General features: G+C 61.0%; 18 protein-coding genes. 16 read left to right on the top strand and 2 right to left on the bottom strand.

The features are described 5' to 3' along the window. The first annotated feature begins 28 nt into the window (after positions 1-28). From HCZ23_RS17730 to HCZ23_RS17705, 6 genes are read left to right on the top strand one after another with little or no spacing between them, the layout of a single operon-like run. Entirely contained in the window at positions 29-1,318 is a 1,290-nt protein-coding gene (locus tag HCZ23_RS17730) for an ABC transporter substrate-binding protein (protein ID WP_167603089.1), read from the top strand. Between the two features lie 36 nt (positions 1,319-1,354). Next, the gene (locus HCZ23_RS17725; RefSeq protein ID WP_167603088.1) at positions 1,355-2,086 is read left to right on the top strand and encodes an ATP-binding cassette domain-containing protein; all 732 of its coding nucleotides are present in this window, start codon (positions 1,355-1,357) and stop codon (positions 2,084-2,086) included. Then, positions 2,086-2,790: an ABC transporter ATP-binding protein gene (locus tag HCZ23_RS17720; RefSeq protein ID WP_167603087.1), complete on the top strand. Its 705-nt coding sequence runs from the start codon at positions 2,086-2,088 to the stop codon at positions 2,788-2,790. Before HCZ23_RS17725 ends, HCZ23_RS17720 begins: the two co-directional genes overlap by 1 nt. Then, positions 2,787-3,659 carry a branched-chain amino acid ABC transporter permease gene (locus tag HCZ23_RS17715; RefSeq protein ID WP_167603086.1) on the top strand — a complete coding sequence of 291 codons (873 nt, stop codon included), beginning with the start codon at positions 2,787-2,789 and terminating at the stop codon, positions 3,657-3,659. The genes HCZ23_RS17720 and HCZ23_RS17715 overlap by 4 nt, the downstream gene beginning before the upstream one ends. A gap of 4 nt (positions 3,660-3,663) precedes the next feature. After that, on the top strand, positions 3,664-4,716 hold the full coding sequence (locus tag HCZ23_RS17710) for a branched-chain amino acid ABC transporter permease (RefSeq protein ID WP_217703255.1): 1,053 nt from the start codon (positions 3,664-3,666) through the stop codon (positions 4,714-4,716). Then, on the top strand, positions 4,713-5,834 hold the full coding sequence (locus tag HCZ23_RS17705; RefSeq protein WP_167603085.1) for a class II histone deacetylase: 1,122 nt from the start codon (positions 4,713-4,715) through the stop codon (positions 5,832-5,834). Before HCZ23_RS17710 ends, HCZ23_RS17705 begins: the two co-directional genes overlap by 4 nt. A gap of 79 nt (positions 5,835-5,913) precedes the next feature. Here the strand turns inward: HCZ23_RS17705 and HCZ23_RS17700 are convergent, their stop codons facing one another. Beyond that, a complete protein-coding gene (locus tag HCZ23_RS17700; protein ID WP_167603084.1) occupies positions 5,914-6,480 on the bottom strand; it encodes a nuclear transport factor 2 family protein in 567 nt (188 codons plus the stop codon). Positions 6,481-6,727: 247 nt separating this feature from the next. Here HCZ23_RS17700 and HCZ23_RS17695 point away from each other — a divergent pair, with 247 nt between their 5' ends. Genes HCZ23_RS17695 through HCZ23_RS17660 form a run of 8 tightly spaced genes read left to right on the top strand, consistent with a single transcriptional unit; the run spans position 6,728 to position 13,493 of the window. Continuing rightward, on the top strand, positions 6,728-7,891 hold the full coding sequence (locus tag HCZ23_RS17695) for an amidase (protein ID WP_167603083.1): 1,164 nt from the start codon (positions 6,728-6,730) through the stop codon (positions 7,889-7,891). Beyond that, positions 7,888-9,039, top strand: coding sequence for an acyl-CoA dehydrogenase family protein (locus HCZ23_RS17690; RefSeq protein ID WP_167603082.1), 1,152 nt, complete (start codon positions 7,888-7,890; stop codon positions 9,037-9,039). The genes HCZ23_RS17695 and HCZ23_RS17690 overlap by 4 nt, the downstream gene beginning before the upstream one ends. Positions 9,040-9,096: 57 nt before the next feature. Beyond that, entirely contained in the window at positions 9,097-9,459 is a 363-nt protein-coding gene (locus tag HCZ23_RS17685) for a hypothetical protein (RefSeq protein WP_167603081.1), read from the top strand. Positions 9,460-9,491: 32 nt separating this feature from the next. Continuing rightward, positions 9,492-10,769, top strand: coding sequence for an aromatic ring-hydroxylating dioxygenase subunit alpha (locus HCZ23_RS17680; RefSeq protein ID WP_167603080.1), 1,278 nt, complete (start codon positions 9,492-9,494; stop codon positions 10,767-10,769). Next, positions 10,766-11,260 (top strand): aromatic-ring-hydroxylating dioxygenase subunit beta, encoded by a 495-nt coding sequence (locus tag HCZ23_RS17675; protein ID WP_167603079.1) that lies wholly within the window; start codon positions 10,766-10,768, stop codon positions 11,258-11,260. The genes HCZ23_RS17680 and HCZ23_RS17675 overlap by 4 nt, the downstream gene beginning before the upstream one ends. Then, on the top strand, positions 11,260-12,021 hold the full coding sequence (locus tag HCZ23_RS17670) for an SDR family NAD(P)-dependent oxidoreductase (protein WP_167603078.1): 762 nt from the start codon (positions 11,260-11,262) through the stop codon (positions 12,019-12,021). Before HCZ23_RS17675 ends, HCZ23_RS17670 begins: the two co-directional genes overlap by 1 nt. Positions 12,022-12,023: 2 nt before the next feature. Continuing rightward, entirely contained in the window at positions 12,024-12,986 is a 963-nt protein-coding gene (locus HCZ23_RS17665; protein ID WP_167603077.1) for a PDR/VanB family oxidoreductase, read from the top strand. Positions 12,987-12,989: 3 nt separating this feature from the next. Then, positions 12,990-13,493 carry a flavin reductase gene (locus tag HCZ23_RS17660; protein WP_167603076.1) on the top strand — a complete coding sequence of 168 codons (504 nt, stop codon included), beginning with the start codon at positions 12,990-12,992 and terminating at the stop codon, positions 13,491-13,493. 14 nt (positions 13,494-13,507) lie between these two features. On the opposite strand, the gene HCZ23_RS17655 is transcribed toward HCZ23_RS17660, so the two are convergent. Beyond that, entirely contained in the window at positions 13,508-13,981 is a 474-nt protein-coding gene (locus tag HCZ23_RS17655; protein WP_167603075.1) for a MarR family winged helix-turn-helix transcriptional regulator, read from the bottom strand. A 111-nt stretch (positions 13,982-14,092) separates the two neighbouring features. Between HCZ23_RS17655 and HCZ23_RS17650 the strand changes: the two genes are divergently transcribed. Both HCZ23_RS17650 and HCZ23_RS17645 read left to right on the top strand, forming a co-directional pair. Then, positions 14,093-15,115, top strand: coding sequence for a TRAP transporter substrate-binding protein (locus HCZ23_RS17650; protein WP_167603074.1), 1,023 nt, complete (start codon positions 14,093-14,095; stop codon positions 15,113-15,115). Further along, the gene (locus tag HCZ23_RS17645; protein ID WP_217703254.1) at positions 15,112-15,648 is read left to right on the top strand and encodes a TRAP transporter small permease; all 537 of its coding nucleotides are present in this window, start codon (positions 15,112-15,114) and stop codon (positions 15,646-15,648) included. The genes HCZ23_RS17650 and HCZ23_RS17645 overlap by 4 nt, the downstream gene beginning before the upstream one ends.

Here is a 15,648-nt window from a genome sequence, read left to right as displayed (position 1 = left end):
CAGCTACGCACAACAGGGAACTGACATCATGACGAAACTGCACATGAACCGGCGCCAACTGATCAAGGCCACGGCTGCCACCACGCTCTTTGCGCCTTCCATCCTGTCGGCACGTCGCGCCCATGCGGCGGGCGGCACCCTGCGCGTCGGCTATATCTCGCCGCGCTCGGGCGCGCTCAGCCAGATCTCCGAAAGCGACGGATTCGTGATCGACGCGATTCGTTCGGCCATGGGCGGCAAGATCGACACCGCCGCCGGCAGTTTCGATTTCGAGATCATCGACAAGGACACCCAATCCGATCCGAACCGCGCGGGCGACATGGCCTCAGATCTGATCTATCAGGACGAGGTCGATCTCATGCTGGTCGGCTCCACCCCGGACACGACGAACCCTGTCGCCGATCTCTGCGAGCTCAATGGTGTGCCGTGCATTTCCAACGCAACCCCTTGGCAAAGCTGGTATTTCGGGCGCGGCGGTGTGCCCGGTGAAAAGACGTTCACCTACACCAACCACTTTTTCTGGGGATCGGAAGATCTGCTTGAGGTTTATTTCGGGCTTTGGAACGGGCTTGAGACCAACAAGGTTGTGGGCGCGCTTTGGCCCAATGACCCGGACGGCATCGCCTTTGCCGACGCGGAGCTGGGCTTTCCGCCCGCCCTCAAGGATGCCGGGTTTACCCTTGTCGATCCGGGCCGCTATCAGAACCTCAAGGACGACTTCTCTGCCGAGATCAACGCCTTCAAACGGGCCGGGGTCGAGATCGTCACCGGCGTGATGCTGCCGCCGGATCTGGCGACCTTCATGGCGCAATCGAAACAGATGGGCTTTACCCCTAAATTCGTGACCGTCGCCAAGGCCGCGCTGACGCCGAAAGGGGTCGCGAGCTTCCCGGACGGGCTGGGCGCGAACCTGTCGGGCGAATATTACTGGGGGCCGCAATTCCCCTATACCTCCTCGCTCACCGGCCAGACCACCGAAGAGCTTTGCGCCGCCTATGCCGAGGCCACCGGAAACCAATGGCTGCAAGGCACGGGCTATGTGCATTCGCTGTTCGAAGCGGCGATCGACACGCTCAAACGCACCACGGAGGTCAACCCGGAGGCCATCGTCGAGGCGATGAACGCCACCGATCTCGACACCTGTGTCGGCCATGTCAAATGGGGCGATTTCGCGGTGGCACCGAATGTCGCGAAAACCCCGGTCGCGGGCGGGCAATGGCAGCTGACCGAGGCGGGCGAATATGAGCTGGTCTGTACTTTCAACGATGTGGCTCCCGAGATCGCAACAAACGGCACCCTGCAAGAAAAAGTCTGGTGATCTCCCGTGTCCCAAGAACACAACACTGATGGTCCCGTGCTTGAGGCACGGGCCCTGACCAAGCGCTATGGCGCGTTGACGGTCAATGACGCCATCGGGTTTTCGCTGACGAAAGGCGAGGCCCTGGGTGTGCTCGGTCCCAACGGGGCAGGCAAGACGACGCTTTTGAAAATGCTCGCGGGCTCGGTTGCGCCCACCGAGGGAAAGGTGCTCTATCAAGGGCGCGACATCACCGCCCTGCCGGAGCCGCATCGTTGCCGCACCGGCATCGTGCGCACCTCTCAAGTGCCGCAGCCGTTCGAACAGATCTCGGTCTGGGAAAACGTGCTGACCGCTGCCTCTCATGGTGGCGGGCTGCATGGTCATGTCGCCGAGGACGCCGCCTATACCGCGCTCAAACGCACCGGGCTTCTGGATCGCCACGCCAAATCGGCGGGAAGCCTGTCGCTCATGGGGCGCAAACGGTTGGAGCTGAGCCGGGCGCTGGCCTGCGATCCGAAGGTGCTTTTGCTCGATGAAATTGCGGGCGGGCTATCGGATTTCGAGGTGCACGATCTCGTGGCGCTGATCAAGGAAATTCATGCCTCCGGCGTGTCGATCATCTGGATCGAACATGTGGTGCATGCGTTGGTGGCCGTGGTCGACAGGTTGATCGCGCTCGATTTCGGCGAGCTGATCGCCGAGGGCGCGCCGAAAGAGGTGATGGAGGGCGAGGCCTTCAAACGCGCCTATTTCGGCGAGGACCACGGGCTTGGGGAGGTGATGTGATGGCGCTTCTGGATGTCGAAAACATCTCTGCTCGCTACGGCTTGTTTCAGGCCTTGCGCGGCATTTCTCTCACGGCCGAAGAGGGCGAGACTCTCGCCATTGTCGGGGCGAACGGGGCGGGCAAGACAACGCTTTTGCGTGCGATCTGCGGCGCGCTTCCGGCCTCTGAGGGGCGCATCCTCTTTGACGGAGAAGACATTGCGGGCCAGCCCGCGAGCCAACTCGTCCAACGCGGCATCGCCATGGTGCCTGAGGGGCGCAGGCTGTTTCCCTCGCTCACGGTCGAGGACAATCTGATCATCGGCTCCTATCCGAAACGCAAGGGCGTTTGGACCAAGGACAAGGTCTATGAGCTGTTTCCCGAACTGGTGAAACGCCGGATGAACCGGGGGCTCGATCTGTCGGGCGGCGAACAACAGATGGTTGCCATCGGGCGCGCGCTCATGTCGAACCCGCGGCTGATCCTGATGGATGAAATCTCCCTCGGCCTCGCGCCCATCGTGGTCAATCAGATCTATCGCAGCCTGCCGGATATTTCCGCCGCAGGCACCACCGTCCTCCTCGTCGAACAGGACCTGAACCGGGCGCTCAGCGTCTCCGATCACGTCACCTGTCTGCTCGAAGGTCATGTCGAGCTGGCCGGTGTGTCCCGCGAGATCGACCGGCAAGCCCTGATCGACGCCTATTTCGGAGCCAGCCAATGATCGCAATTTCCACCGCCCTGAACGGCATTCTCCTCGGCGGGCTTTACGCGCTTTACGGGCTGGGCCTGTCGCTCACCTTCGGGATCATGCGCACGGTCAATCTGGCCCATGGCGATGTCATTGTCTTGGCCACCTATTTGTCCTTGCTGACCACGCAAATCCTGGGCTTTACGCCGCTGATGTCGCTTGTCGTCTTGGTGCCGGTGATGTTCTGCATCGGCTACGGGCTTCAGCGTCTGGTGCTCAATCGCACGCTCAAGGACGGCATGATGCCGGCCGTGATCATCACCTTCGGCCTGTCTTTCGTGATCCAGAACGGGTTGCTTCTGGGCTTTTCCGCCGACCGTCAGGTGCTGCGTCAAGGTGCGGTCGAGACCATGGGTGTCACTCTGGCGCCCGGTCTGACGCTGGGCCTGTTCCCGATCCTCACTTTGGGCGTGCTTTTGGTCCTGATCTTCGCGCTTCAGGCCTTTATGGGCCGCACGCTTCTGGGCCGGGCGTTTCGCGCCACCTCCGACGATCCCAACACGGCAGAGCTGATGGGGATCGACGGGCGCAAGATTTATGGCCTCGCCATGGGGCTGGCCTTTGCCATCATCGCGGTCACTGGCGTGATCATGGGCATCCGGTCGAATTTCTCGCCCTTCGACGGGCCAGCGCGGCTGATCTTTGCCTTCGAGGTGATCATCATCGGTGGCATGGGGTCGATCTACGGCGTGCTTGCGGGCGGGTTGATCCTGGGCCTTGCGCAGACCATCGGCGGCGCCATCAGCCCGACGTATTTCCAATTGGCAGGCCATCTGGCGACCCTCGGCATCCTTGCCGTGCGGCCCTCCGGCCTGTTCCCCGAGACCATCGAGAAGGGCTGAACCCATGTCCGAAAACAGATCCGAGATCGAACCCCGTCCGCCGATGACCGCAGCGCCCTATGCGCGCGAGGCGCATGTGGCGCTGCCTCTGGTTCTATTGGGCGCTGTGCTTGTGGCGCTGGTGAGCCTGCCGTTTTGGGGCGACGGATCGCTTCAACGAACGGCGCTTGAATTCTTCTATTTCCTCGCACTGGCGCAGGCCTGGAATCTGATGGCGGGCTATGCGGGCATGATGTCCATCGGCCAGCAGGCCTTTGTCGGCATCGGCGCCTATAGCCTTGTGGTCTTTGCCGAAGACCTGGGCCTCAACCCGTTTCTCACCATCCCTCTGGCCGCGGTCGTGGCGATGATCCTTGCCCTGCCGTCGAGCTGGCTTTTGTTCCGGCTCAAGGGCGCCTATTTTGCCGTCGCCACATGGGTGATCGCCGAAACCGTGCGGCTGGCGGTGAATGCCAATATCGACTGGCTCGGCGGCGGGCGCGGGCGGACCGTGCGCTCCCTGGGCCAGTTCGACCGGCATCTGCGTGAGGATCTCGGCTATTACGCCGGTCTCGCTTTGGCCCTGATCGCGGTCTTCGGCGTGTTCTTTCTTCTGCGTTCGAAAACCGGGCTGGCGCTTCAGGCGATCCGCGACACGGAAAATGGCGCGCGCGCGGTGGGGGTCGAGACCCGGCGCACCAAACGCATCGTCTATCTCTTTGCCGCCGCCATCGCCGGGGCCACGGGCGCGCTGATCTATATCGTCCAGATCAACGTCCGCCCCGATGCCGCCTTTTCGATCAACTGGGCGGCCTATGTGATCTTCATCGTGGTGATCGGCGGCATCGGCACCATCGAAGGACCGATCCTCGGCACGATCCTGTTCTTTGTGCTGCGTGATCTTCTGGAGGGGCTGGAGGCCTGGTCGATGCTGATCTTTGGCCTCATCGCCATCGTGATGATGCTCTTCGCGCCGAAAGGCATTTGGGGGGTGATGAACGCGCACCGGCCAGTGCCGCTGTTTCGCACCGCACGCAAACTGCCCGCACGATTCAAGGCGGATGAGGGGGAGGCATGAGCCAAATTTCCGAGAGACTGGCATTTTATTTTCATGAGAAAACCCTCTGGTTCGCCACGCCGCCCGCCGTTCTGGTCCAGCCGGTCGGCGGCTGGGTCCAGCCCTCCGCCGGGGCGGGCCATGCGGACTCGCCCGAACCGAAACGCCGTCTCAAAGGGTTGATAGACGCATCAGGCCTCAGTGAAGCGTTGGATGTGCTGTCTACGCCGCCGCTTGAGACCAAGGATCTGTTGCGCATCCATCCGCAGAGCTATCTCGATGCCTTCAAGACGATGAGCGATGCGGGCGGCGGGGCGCTTCATCCCACCGCGCCTTTTCTGGGCGGCAGTTATGAAATTGCCTGCCAGTCTGCGGGCCTCGTCAAACAGGCGGTGATGGATGTGGCCACGGGCCTGCGTCGTCGCAGCTATGCGGTGTCGCGCCCCTCCGGGCATCATTGCCTACCGGACACGCCCATGGGGTTTTGCCTTTTCGCCAATGTCGCCATCGCGGTGCGCGCCGCTCAGGAAGCTGGACGCAAACGCATCGCGGTGCTCGATTGGGATGTGCATCACGGCAATGGCACGCAGAGCTGTTTCTATGACGACCCGGATGTCTTGACGATCTCGATCCATCAGGAAAGCTGTTTTCCGCCCGAAGGGGACAACAGCGGCGTCACGGCCACGGGCGCGGGGGCAGGCGAGGGGGCCAATCTCAACGTGCCGCTTTGGCCGGGCTGTGGCCATGATGCCTATGTCGCCGCTTTCGATCACATCATTGCCCCGGCGATCCGCGATTTCGCGCCGGAGATGATCGTGGTGGTCAACGGGCTGGATGCCAATGGCGTCGATCCTCTGGCACGGATGCTGGCGCATTCGGGCACCTTCCGCCATCTGACGCGGGGGACTATGGCGCTGGCCGATGCGCTTTGTGACGGGCGGCTCAGCGTCATTCAGGAAGGCGGTTATGCCGAAAGCTACGTGCCCTTCTGTGCCCTCGCGGTGGTCGAGGACCTGGCCGGGGCGCGCAGTGGCGTCGAGGATCCCTTTCTCGATCTGATGATTGCACAACAGCCGAGCCAAGAGGCCATCGCGGCGCAACTCGCAGCACTTGCAAAACATCCGAATTGCCGCGCCTGAGGGCGGGGTCGCATGTCACGGTCATGAAAAAGGGCGCCGCAGCGGGCGCCCTTTTCGTGTGTCTGTCTCGCGCGTGGCCTTACGGCTTCATCAGCACGGATTTCGACGGGTAGTCCGAGGCCCAGGTCGCGGGCAGGGGCGCGACAAAGACGTTTTCGGTGCGGTTGCGCGTGTAGCGCCAGACACCATCGTCGCATTTTTTGAACGCATTGAAGAGACGCGACGAGCGCAAAAGCGCCTTTCCATCGGAGAACAGCCAGGGCTGCATATGCACCCATTGGCCGGTGGCGGTCAGACCGTCTTCAGAGACGTGAATTTGTTCAGATGTCACGTAATGGCAATTGAGAATGAGCGCCGGGTCGGTCTTGCCGCCCCAGAAGCCTTCGAAGTGCTTGCGCACGGCGGCTTTGCCCTCGGCACGGCCGAACTGACCATCGTAATATTCGCCGACGCCTTCCCAAACGGCCTCTTCGGAGAACAGCTCCATGATCAGATCAATGCGTTCGGCATCATCTTTGACCCCGTATTCGGGCAGCGGCGTGTCGCAGAGAAACATGTAGCGCATCTGCACGTTACGCACCTCATTGGCGGCTTCGAGGTTTTCGATCCGGCGTGTGAGCGCCGCGATGGTGGAATCTTGTGACATGTGCGTCCTTTCGGTTTGGAGCCGTCCCGCTCCTTGTCGAAAACAAACTTTGCGTAAAATTTATTCCTGTTTTACGCAGGGTTGCTTTGATTTGTTGCAGTAAAATTACCGTAAACTATTTTTACGCGAACCTGCTGCTGACGTAAAGATTTTATTAGATTTTTCACTTGACTATTACCGTTATTAAGTGAAGTTTACCGTAAGAGGCCGGACACAAGGCCATAAACAACACCCACAGGGTTGAGACATGAACGCACATGCCCCCAGCGCCGCGACGCTGGTCGGAACGCTTTCCCTCGGGGGAGACGGGCCGACCGTTGTCGTCAAAGACTGCATTGATATTGCAGGCACAGTGACCGGCTGTGGCTCAGCGGCATTTGCGGATGCGGCCCCGGCCACAGAACACGCGGAGATCGTCAATGCGTTGTTGAACGCGGGCTGCAAGATCACCGGCAAAGCGAATATGCATGAACTGGCCTTTGGCATGACCGGGGTGAACGTCTTTACTGGCACGCCGATCAACCCGATGTGGCCCGATCGCATCCCCGGCGGGTCGTCTTCGGGCTCGGCCGTCGCCGTCGCCGCCGGGCTTTGCGATTTCGCTGTGGGCACGGACACCGGCGGCTCGATCCGCCAGCCCGCCACCTGCTGTGGCATCTTCGGGATCAAACCGACCTTTGGGCGCATCAGCCGAAAGGGTCTGACCCCGAAAGACAGCTCGCTCGATTGCCCGGGCATTCTGGCCCGCGATATGGAGATGCTGACCAAAGGCATGGCGGCAATTGATCCGACCTTCAAAGCCGAGGCCATGATCCATGCGCCCAAACTCGGGCGGATCAAATCCGAGGGTGTGGACCCGGAGATTGGCGATCCGCTGGTCTACGCGCTGATGGATGCCTATCCCGACATGCCCTATGAATTCCTGCCCTCGCTTGAGGCGGCCTTTGATGCGGGCATGGTGGTGATGTCCTATGAAATGGCGCAAGAATTCGGGCCGATGCTTGACGCTGGCGCCTCTTTTGGGCCGGACATTGTCGCGCGACTTTCCAACGCCCGAAAGGTGACGGAGGCGCAATATGCCAAAGCCCAAGACATCCGCCATCGTTTTACGGCAGAGGTCGACGCGTTGCTGGACACCTACGACGCGCTCATCACGCCCTCTTTGCCCACGTTCCCTCCCACGCTCGACGCGGCGAAAGACCCGCAAAACGTGCTGTCTCTCACCCGATACCAGCGCCCATTCAACCTGTCGGGCCACCCCGCGCTCACCCTGCCTGCGCGCTCCAACTCTGGCCTGCCCATCGGGCTTCAGATCATCGGACCCCGGGGAGAGGACGCGAAACTCTGTGCCATTGCAAGCTGGATTTCATCCTGCATTTCCCTGTTTCAGCCAAAGGACCGCACCCAATGACTTATCTTTCCAAACTGGCCTTTGAGCAGGCTGGCGAATCTTCTTATGTGACCATTCTGGATGAAATCCGCGCCCGTCGCGCAGACTTCACCGCGCTGCGCCATGTGCCGCTCGATATGGTGGCGAAGCTTCAGAAAATCGGGGCCTACCGCGCCTTTGTTCCGGCGCGCTTTGGCGGGGACGAATTGAGCCCCGCAGATTTTTGCCGCTTGATCGAGGATATTTCCGCCGCCGATGCGTCCACGGGATGGGTCGCCTCCTTTGGTGTTTCCGCCACCTATCTCGCCGCCCTGCCGCCCGAGACCTATGCCAAGATCTACGGTCAGGACCCGAACACGGTCTTCGCCGGCGCGATGTTCCCGCCGCAAAAGGCCGAGAAGGTCGCGGGCGGGTTCAAAGTCAAAGGTCGCTGGCCGTGGTGTTCCGGGATCATGGGCGCCTCGCTTGTGGGCGCGGGCATCAAGGTCGAAGGCGATGACACACCACTGCCGCGCGTGGCCGTGATGCCGCGCGACAAGGTCAGGGTGGACGAGACCTGGGACACCATCGGCCTGTCGGCGACGGGATCGCATGATGCGGTGATCGAGGACGTGGTGGTGGACCCCGAATGGACCTTTATCCGCGGCGGCAAACCGGAAATGGACGACATGATTTTCCGTTTCCCGGCGATGGCTCTGGCGGCGCAGGTTCTGGCCGTGGTGGCGTTGGGCGCGGCGCGTGAAGCGCTGGATTTCCTCGTGGAGGATGCCCGCCAGCGTGCCTCGATCACCGGCGCGCCGAACCCCGGCGCACGGCCCTATGTGCAAAGCGAATTCGCCAAGGCCGAGGGCCTTTTGATGGGCGCGCGCGCGGCCTTTTACGACACGATCGAAGCCGCATGGGACGAACTTAAAACCACGGGCGACGTGTCGAATGACATGAAAGTGCGCCTTCGTCTCGTGGCCACCAAGGCCGCGCGTGACGGCGCGGAGGCGGCCCGAATTGCCTTTGTCATCGGCGGCTCCGGCGTCATGACGACCGGCCACACACTCGGTCGTTGCATGATCGACGCGGCCTGTGTCGCCCAGCACGCCTTTATGGGCGAGGGCACATGGACGTCGGCGGGCGCGGCGTTCTTCGATCAGCCGGTGATGCCAGGGTACCCCTAAGGCCGGACGCATCACCCCAAAAGATTTTCACAGACTTTCCCAAAGCGGAGCAAAATGATGACCGACACCCCACCGATCCGGACCCTTTTGTGTTTCAACAACCACGCCGCGTTTTTCAACCTGCCCTTCGATCAGATCGGGCCGGTCTGGAAAGCCACGCAGGAACTGATGGTCTCCATCGACCAGATGGACGGCGTCGAAATCGTCGGCACCTTCGATGACGATCAGACCTTTGTCGGGGCCTCCGTGGGCTTTCCCTACACTTGGTACATCATGGCCGATTTCCCGAACCGCGACGCGGTGAAGGCCGCTTGCAATCTCTTGCGCACCATTGTGGTGGGCGAGGGCAACGATCGTCTGTGGAAATACATGACCGTCGAGGCGCGCATGGGTCGCGCGCTCGAAATCCCGCAACTGTGATCTAACGGGTCACCCCACTGAAAGGAGCTGACATGTCACTCGATATGCCAAAGTTCAGCGATCTCGACGCGCTCTATGACAGCGAGAACGCGAAGGTCGCCACCTCGATGTATGAGGACCCGGAGCTCTTCGCCGAAGAGATGGAGAAAATTTTCAAGAACACCTGGGTCTGGGTCGCGCATGAGAGCGAATTCCCCGACAAGGGCTCGTTCAAACTGTCGCATGTCGGCCTTGAGCCGGTGATCGTGGTGCGCGACCGCAAAGGCAAGATCCATTGCATGGTCAATCGGTGCCGCCACCGCGCCGCCACCGTCTGTGAAGTGAAAAAGGGCAAGACCTCGTCGTTCCAATGCCCCTACCACGGCTGGGGCTACGGTCTCGACGGCTCGCTGCGCGCGCTGCCCTATCCGGAGCAGTACGGCGACGATTTCGACAAGGCGCAGCACGGGTTGCTGAAACTGCGTACGGAATCCTACAACGGCATGGTCTTTGCCACCTTTAAAGAGGACATCGAGCCGCTTGAGGAATTCCTCGGTGAAGCGGTCTGCCGCTATATCGACCTGTTCATGAAGCAGGGCGGCGGGTTCCCGGTCAAGGTTCTGGGCGAGCATCAGTTCACCGTCCCGATGAACTGGAAAGTGCAGTTGGAGAACACCACCGACGCCTACCACTTCCCGATCGTGCACAAGTCCTTCATGCAGACGCTTGATGGTGCCACGGAGGAGATGTTCGACTTCCTCGACAAGGGCCGCGGCTGGGTCGAGGATCTGGGCAACGGCCATTCGATCATGATGATGATCCCCGAGCTCGAAGATCTCGACGACAACCTCGACGCGCCGATCCCGGACCGTTTTGCCGAGCTGGCCGAGGAAATCCGCGCCGAAGGCTATCCGGAGGATCAGGTCAAGAAGATCGTGCGCGCCGTCGGCGGGGCAGGGTTCAACCTGAACCTCTTCCCCAACGTGTCATTCTCGCTGGCCTTCTTCCGCGTGCTCACCCCGGTTTCGGTCGAACAGACAGACATTCGTCACATCGCCATCGGCATGGACGGCGGACCGGCAGCGGCCAACCAGGCGCGGATGCGTCTTCACGAACATTTCCAAGGGCCGATGGGGTTCGGTTCGCCAGACGATGCCGAGGTTTGGGAACGCGTTCAGCGCGGCACCAAGGGCGGCGACAGCCTACCGATCCTCGTCAACCGAGGTCTCGTGGACGAAGAACCCGGTCCCGATGGTCCGCGCGGCCACATCTCTGCCGAGACGGGCATGCGCGCCGCTTACAAAATGTGGAAAAGGATGATGTCGCAATGACCGAGATGAGCAAAATCGACATGCGTTCGCTGCTGGCCGATGTCACGGAATTCATCTGGGCCGAGGGCGCAATGCTCGACGCCACGGAATATGACAAATGGCTCGATCTCTGGACCGAGGACGGGGTGTATATCCTGCCGATCGGCGAGGGCGAGGATTACAAGAACCAGCTCAACCTGTGCTATGACAACGACAAGATGCGTCGCGACCGGATTGGCCGCTTTCAGCGTGGGTTCTCGATCTCGTCGGCGCCGCCCGCCCAGACCGTGCGCACCCTGTCGCGGTTTCGGATCGACGCCGCCGAGGGCGATGTGATCCGGGTGTCCTGTGCAGAGCATCTGATCGAGGACAAGTTCGGACGCCAGCGCGTTTGGGCCGGGAATGTCTCTTACACCCTGAAAGTCACCGAGGACGGGTTTAAGATTCATGAGAAAATCGTTCGTCTCCTGAACTCCGACGGGATGCTGAATTCGTTCAGCTATTTGTTCTGATGACAGCGCCTCTTCCTGAACAGATCCAGACAGCCGTTGTCACCGGCGGAGCGCGCGGCTTTGGCGCCTCCGTCGTCCGGGCCCTGCACAAGGCGGGCTACCGCGTGGTGATCGCCGACATCGACCCCGGCGAGGAGGCGCAAGCTCTGGCCTCCGAACTGGACCTTGCGGGCGACACCGCGATCACCGCCACACTGGACGTTTCCAAGCCGGACGACTTCCAGGAGGTGCTCGACAAATGCATTGAACGCTATGGCTCCGTCGAGGTGCTGGTGAACAACGCCGCGCGCACCATGGCGCAGCCGCTGATGGAGATTGATCCTGCGGTCTTCAACGACATCATGGCGACCAATGCGGGCGGTATCTTTGCAGGAAGCCAGATCTTTGCGCGCCACTTCAAGGACCGCGGCTATGGCCGGATCGTCAACATGGCCTCGCTCGCGGGTCAGAATGGTGGCACGGCCACGGGGGCGCATTACGCGGCCTCGAAAGGCGCGATCCTGACGCTGACCAAAGTGTTCGCCCGCGATCTCGCGCCCTTTGGCATCACCTGCAACGCCATTGCGCCCGGTCCGATGGACACGCCGATGGTGCGCGGTGTTCTGGGCGACAAGATCGAGGCGGCGATTGCGGGTATCCCGGTGCAGAAGCTCGGCGATCCCGACTTCGTGGCGCAGATGGTGGTGATGCTTGCCAGCCCCGAAGCGGCATTCGTCAACGGCGCGTGTTGGGACGTCAACGGCGGGCTTTATGTGAGGTAAAGATGGCTGACAACGCACAAAAACTCAAAGTCATCGCCCGCATCGACGACCGTGGCGACATAGCCCGCATCCGGTTTGCGCCGGAAACGGGCGGCGCGATCCTGCCCTATGAGGCCGGGGCGCATCTCGATCTCTACCTGCCGGATCTCGACATGTGGCGGCAATATTCGCTCTGCTCCGATCCGGCCGAGACCGGGTTTTATGAGATCGGCGTTTTGAAAGACCCGCAGAGCCGGGGCGGTTCGGTGAAGGTGCATGAAACGGCTGTCGAAGGCGCCGTGTTCACGGTTGAAGGCCCGCGCAATCACTTCCCGCTCGATGAGAGCGCCGAGATCACCGTGCTCTTGGGCGGCGGCATCGGCATCACGCCGATGATCGCGATGGCCAAGCGGCTCCATGCGATTGGGAAAGACTTCACCCTGCATTACTGCACCCGTTCCGAGGGCGTCACCGCCTTTATGGACGAGCTTAAAGACTGCGGTTTTGCCGACAAGGTGGTGTTCCATTTCGACGATATGGATGCGGCGCAAAAGCTCGATCTCACACGGGATCTGCCCGTGCCCGCCGCAAGCACCCATCTCTATGTCTGCGGCCCGCAGGGCTTCATGGATTGGGTGATCGAGACGGCGGAAGCGGCGGGGCATGCCACCGCCAATGTGCATCGGGAATATTTCTCCGCCGATGTCGACGTGACCGGCGACACATTCGAGGTCGAATGCGCCGAGAGCGGCGTGACCATCACGGTCGGTCCCGATGACACGATCGCCAAGGCGTTGGCGCGCGAAGGCATCAAGATCGAGGTGAAATGCGAAGAAGGCGTTTGTGGCACCTGTCTGACCGATGTGCTTTCGGGCGAGATCGACCACCGCGATCAATTCCTCACCGAAGAGGAGCGCGAGGACGGTGACGTGATTTGCGCCTGCTGTTCGCGGGCCAAAGGTCCGAAACTGGTCTTGGAGATTTGAGCCATGGTTGATCTCACACAAACCCAGCTTGATTTTCGCGAAGGCATGAGCCGGCTTGGCGCGGCGGTGAACCTGATCACCAGCGACGGACCGGCGGGACAACACGGGCTCGTGGCCTCCGCGGTCTGTTCGGTGACGGATCAACCGCCGACGCTTCTGGTCTGCATCAATAAGAACGCCTTTGCCCACGACAAATTCGTCGAAAACGGCGTGTTGGCTGTCAATGTTCTGGCCTCAGAACATCAGGCGCTGTCCGGTCATTTTGCCCGCTATGTCGAAGGCGTGGATCGCTTTTCTTATGGTGAATGGGTCACCGCTCAGACCGGATCACCGATGCTGGCGGATGCCAATGTCGCGTTCGATTGCCGCATCACCAGTCGCCATGAGGAAGGAACCCACTCCGTGCTCTTTTGCCAGGTCGAGGCGGTACGGCTCTCCGAGGAGGCGCGTCATGGGCTTGTGTGGTTCAGCCGCGACTATCACCATCTCACGGTGGAGCAAGCCTGATGCGCGCGCGCGCATCAGATCATCCGCGCGAGATCGGCGCTGATCTTTTCAAGGATCTCGTTGAGCGTCTGAAGCTCTGCGGGCGAGGTATTGTAGAAACTCTCCGCACGAATGCGGTCGACCTCAACCAAGGCCTTGGCACGCAGTGCATCGCCCTTTTCTGTCAGGCAGACCTCGGTGACCCGGCCATCGGTCGGGCGCACCCGGGTTTCGACCAGACCATCGATGATCATGCGCTGGACGATCTTTGTCGTGGTGTTGAGCTTGAGCGTGGAGAATTCAGCGATCTCGGAGACCGACATGAATTGCTGTTGGTAGAGCGACATCAGCACGCGCCAGCGCGGCGCGTCGACGCCCATCGGCTTCAAGCGTTTTTCCAGCGCCCGGGTGTAATAGGCGTTGACCCGGTTGACCCAAAAATAGGGCCATGTGTCACGAAGATGTTCGGGGGCCTGCTGATCTTGCGGCAGTTCACTCATCTTGGTCATTACCTGTGTCTGGCTTCGTCACGCCCAAAGGCACTTAGAGTTTCTTAAACAAAAACAAAATGTCCGGTCAGGGCGTCATAACACCAACACTCACCAATAGGGAATGTGAAAATGAACGTGAAAATCAAAAAGATCGCTTCAACAGCGGCTGCAATCGCACTTTTCGCCGGCGCGGCACATGCCGAAACCGTGCTGACGATGAACAGCTGGCTGCCGCCGACCCACCCGCAGGTCTCTGAACTTTTTGTGCCCTGGGCCGCCGATATTGAGCGCGTTACCGAAGGCCGCGTCAAAATCAACATCCTGCCGGCGCCGCTCGGACCGCCCCCGGCCTCTTTCGACATCGCCAAGAACGGCATCGCAGATATCGCCTACGCGGTGCACGGCTACTCCCCGGGACGGTTCAAAACCTCGGTTCTCGCCGAAATGCCGTTCCTGTCGGATGATGCGGTCGCGACCTCCGTCGCATTCTGGCGCGTTCAGGACGCCATGCTCAAGGATGCCGGTGAATACGATGGGGTCAAACTGCTCACGGTGTTCACCCACGGTCCGGGCGAGATTTTCTCCCGCGAGCCGATCGAAACCGCCGAGGATGTGGCCGGTCAGAAAATCCGGATCGGCTCGACCGTGGCGCATGACATCGCCTCCGAACTGGGAGCCGTGCCGGTCGAAGGCCCCTCGTCGAAAGCCTATGAGCTTTTGTCCCAAGGCGTTGCCGACGGCATCTTCTTTCCGTTCGAAACCGTGACCTTCTTTAGCCTCGAGGACATTCTCGACTATGGCTACACGGTCGAGGGTGGCCTCTACAATTCGGCCATGTATGTGGTGATGAACGAGGCCAAATGGAATTCGATTGCGCCTGAGGACCAAGCCCTGATCGAACCGCTGCTCGGCGAGGCATTCGCCCGTCGTGCCGGTGAGATGTGGAACGCTGCCGACGCAGCGGGTCTCGCCCAGATGGACGGCAAGATCGAGATCAAGGCCGCAACAGAGGAAGAGGTCGCCGCACTGAAAGAGCGTCTCGCCCCCATCGTCGCCGATCGGATCGAACAGGTCAGCGCCACCGGGATCGACGGTCAGGCCGCCTATGACATGCTTCTCGCCGAGATCGAAAAGGTTGAGGCCGAAGAATGATCAACCTGTCCGAACTTGTTGCCGGACATCATGCGGACGGGCTGCCCCCACGGGTGGCCCACCCCATTCACATGCTGATTGCAGCCGCCTGTTCGCTGTTGCTCATCGTGATGATGGGGTTGACCGTGACCGATGTTCTGGGACGCTATCTGTTCAATAACCCGGTGAAAGGCTCGACCGAGCTTACCGAATTGATGCTCGCCGGATTAATCTTTCTCGGGCTGCCTGCCGCGACGCTGGACCGCGAACATGTCACGGTCGATCTGGTCACGGATCGTTTGCCGCTTTCAGTGGACAAGCTCCGTCGTCCGGCGGTGCTCGTCGCCTCAGCCGGGATCCAGATGATGATCGCCTGGCGCCTTTGGATCACGGCCGATCAGGTCGCAGGCTATGGCGGTACCACGGCCACTCTTGAGCTGCCGATTGCGCCGATCGGCTATTTCGCCGCCCTTCTTTGCGGCGCCTCTGCCCTCTTGATGCTGGCGCAAATCTTCTACCGTCCGCCATCTGACGATCTGAAAAAGGAAAGCTGA

The organism is Celeribacter sp. HF31, from assembly GCF_011806455.1.
Classification (GTDB): Bacteria; Pseudomonadota; Alphaproteobacteria; order Rhodobacterales; family Rhodobacteraceae; genus Celeribacter.
The sequence above is the reverse complement of the archived record's forward strand: the minus strand, read 5'-3'. Positions and strand labels throughout refer to the sequence as shown.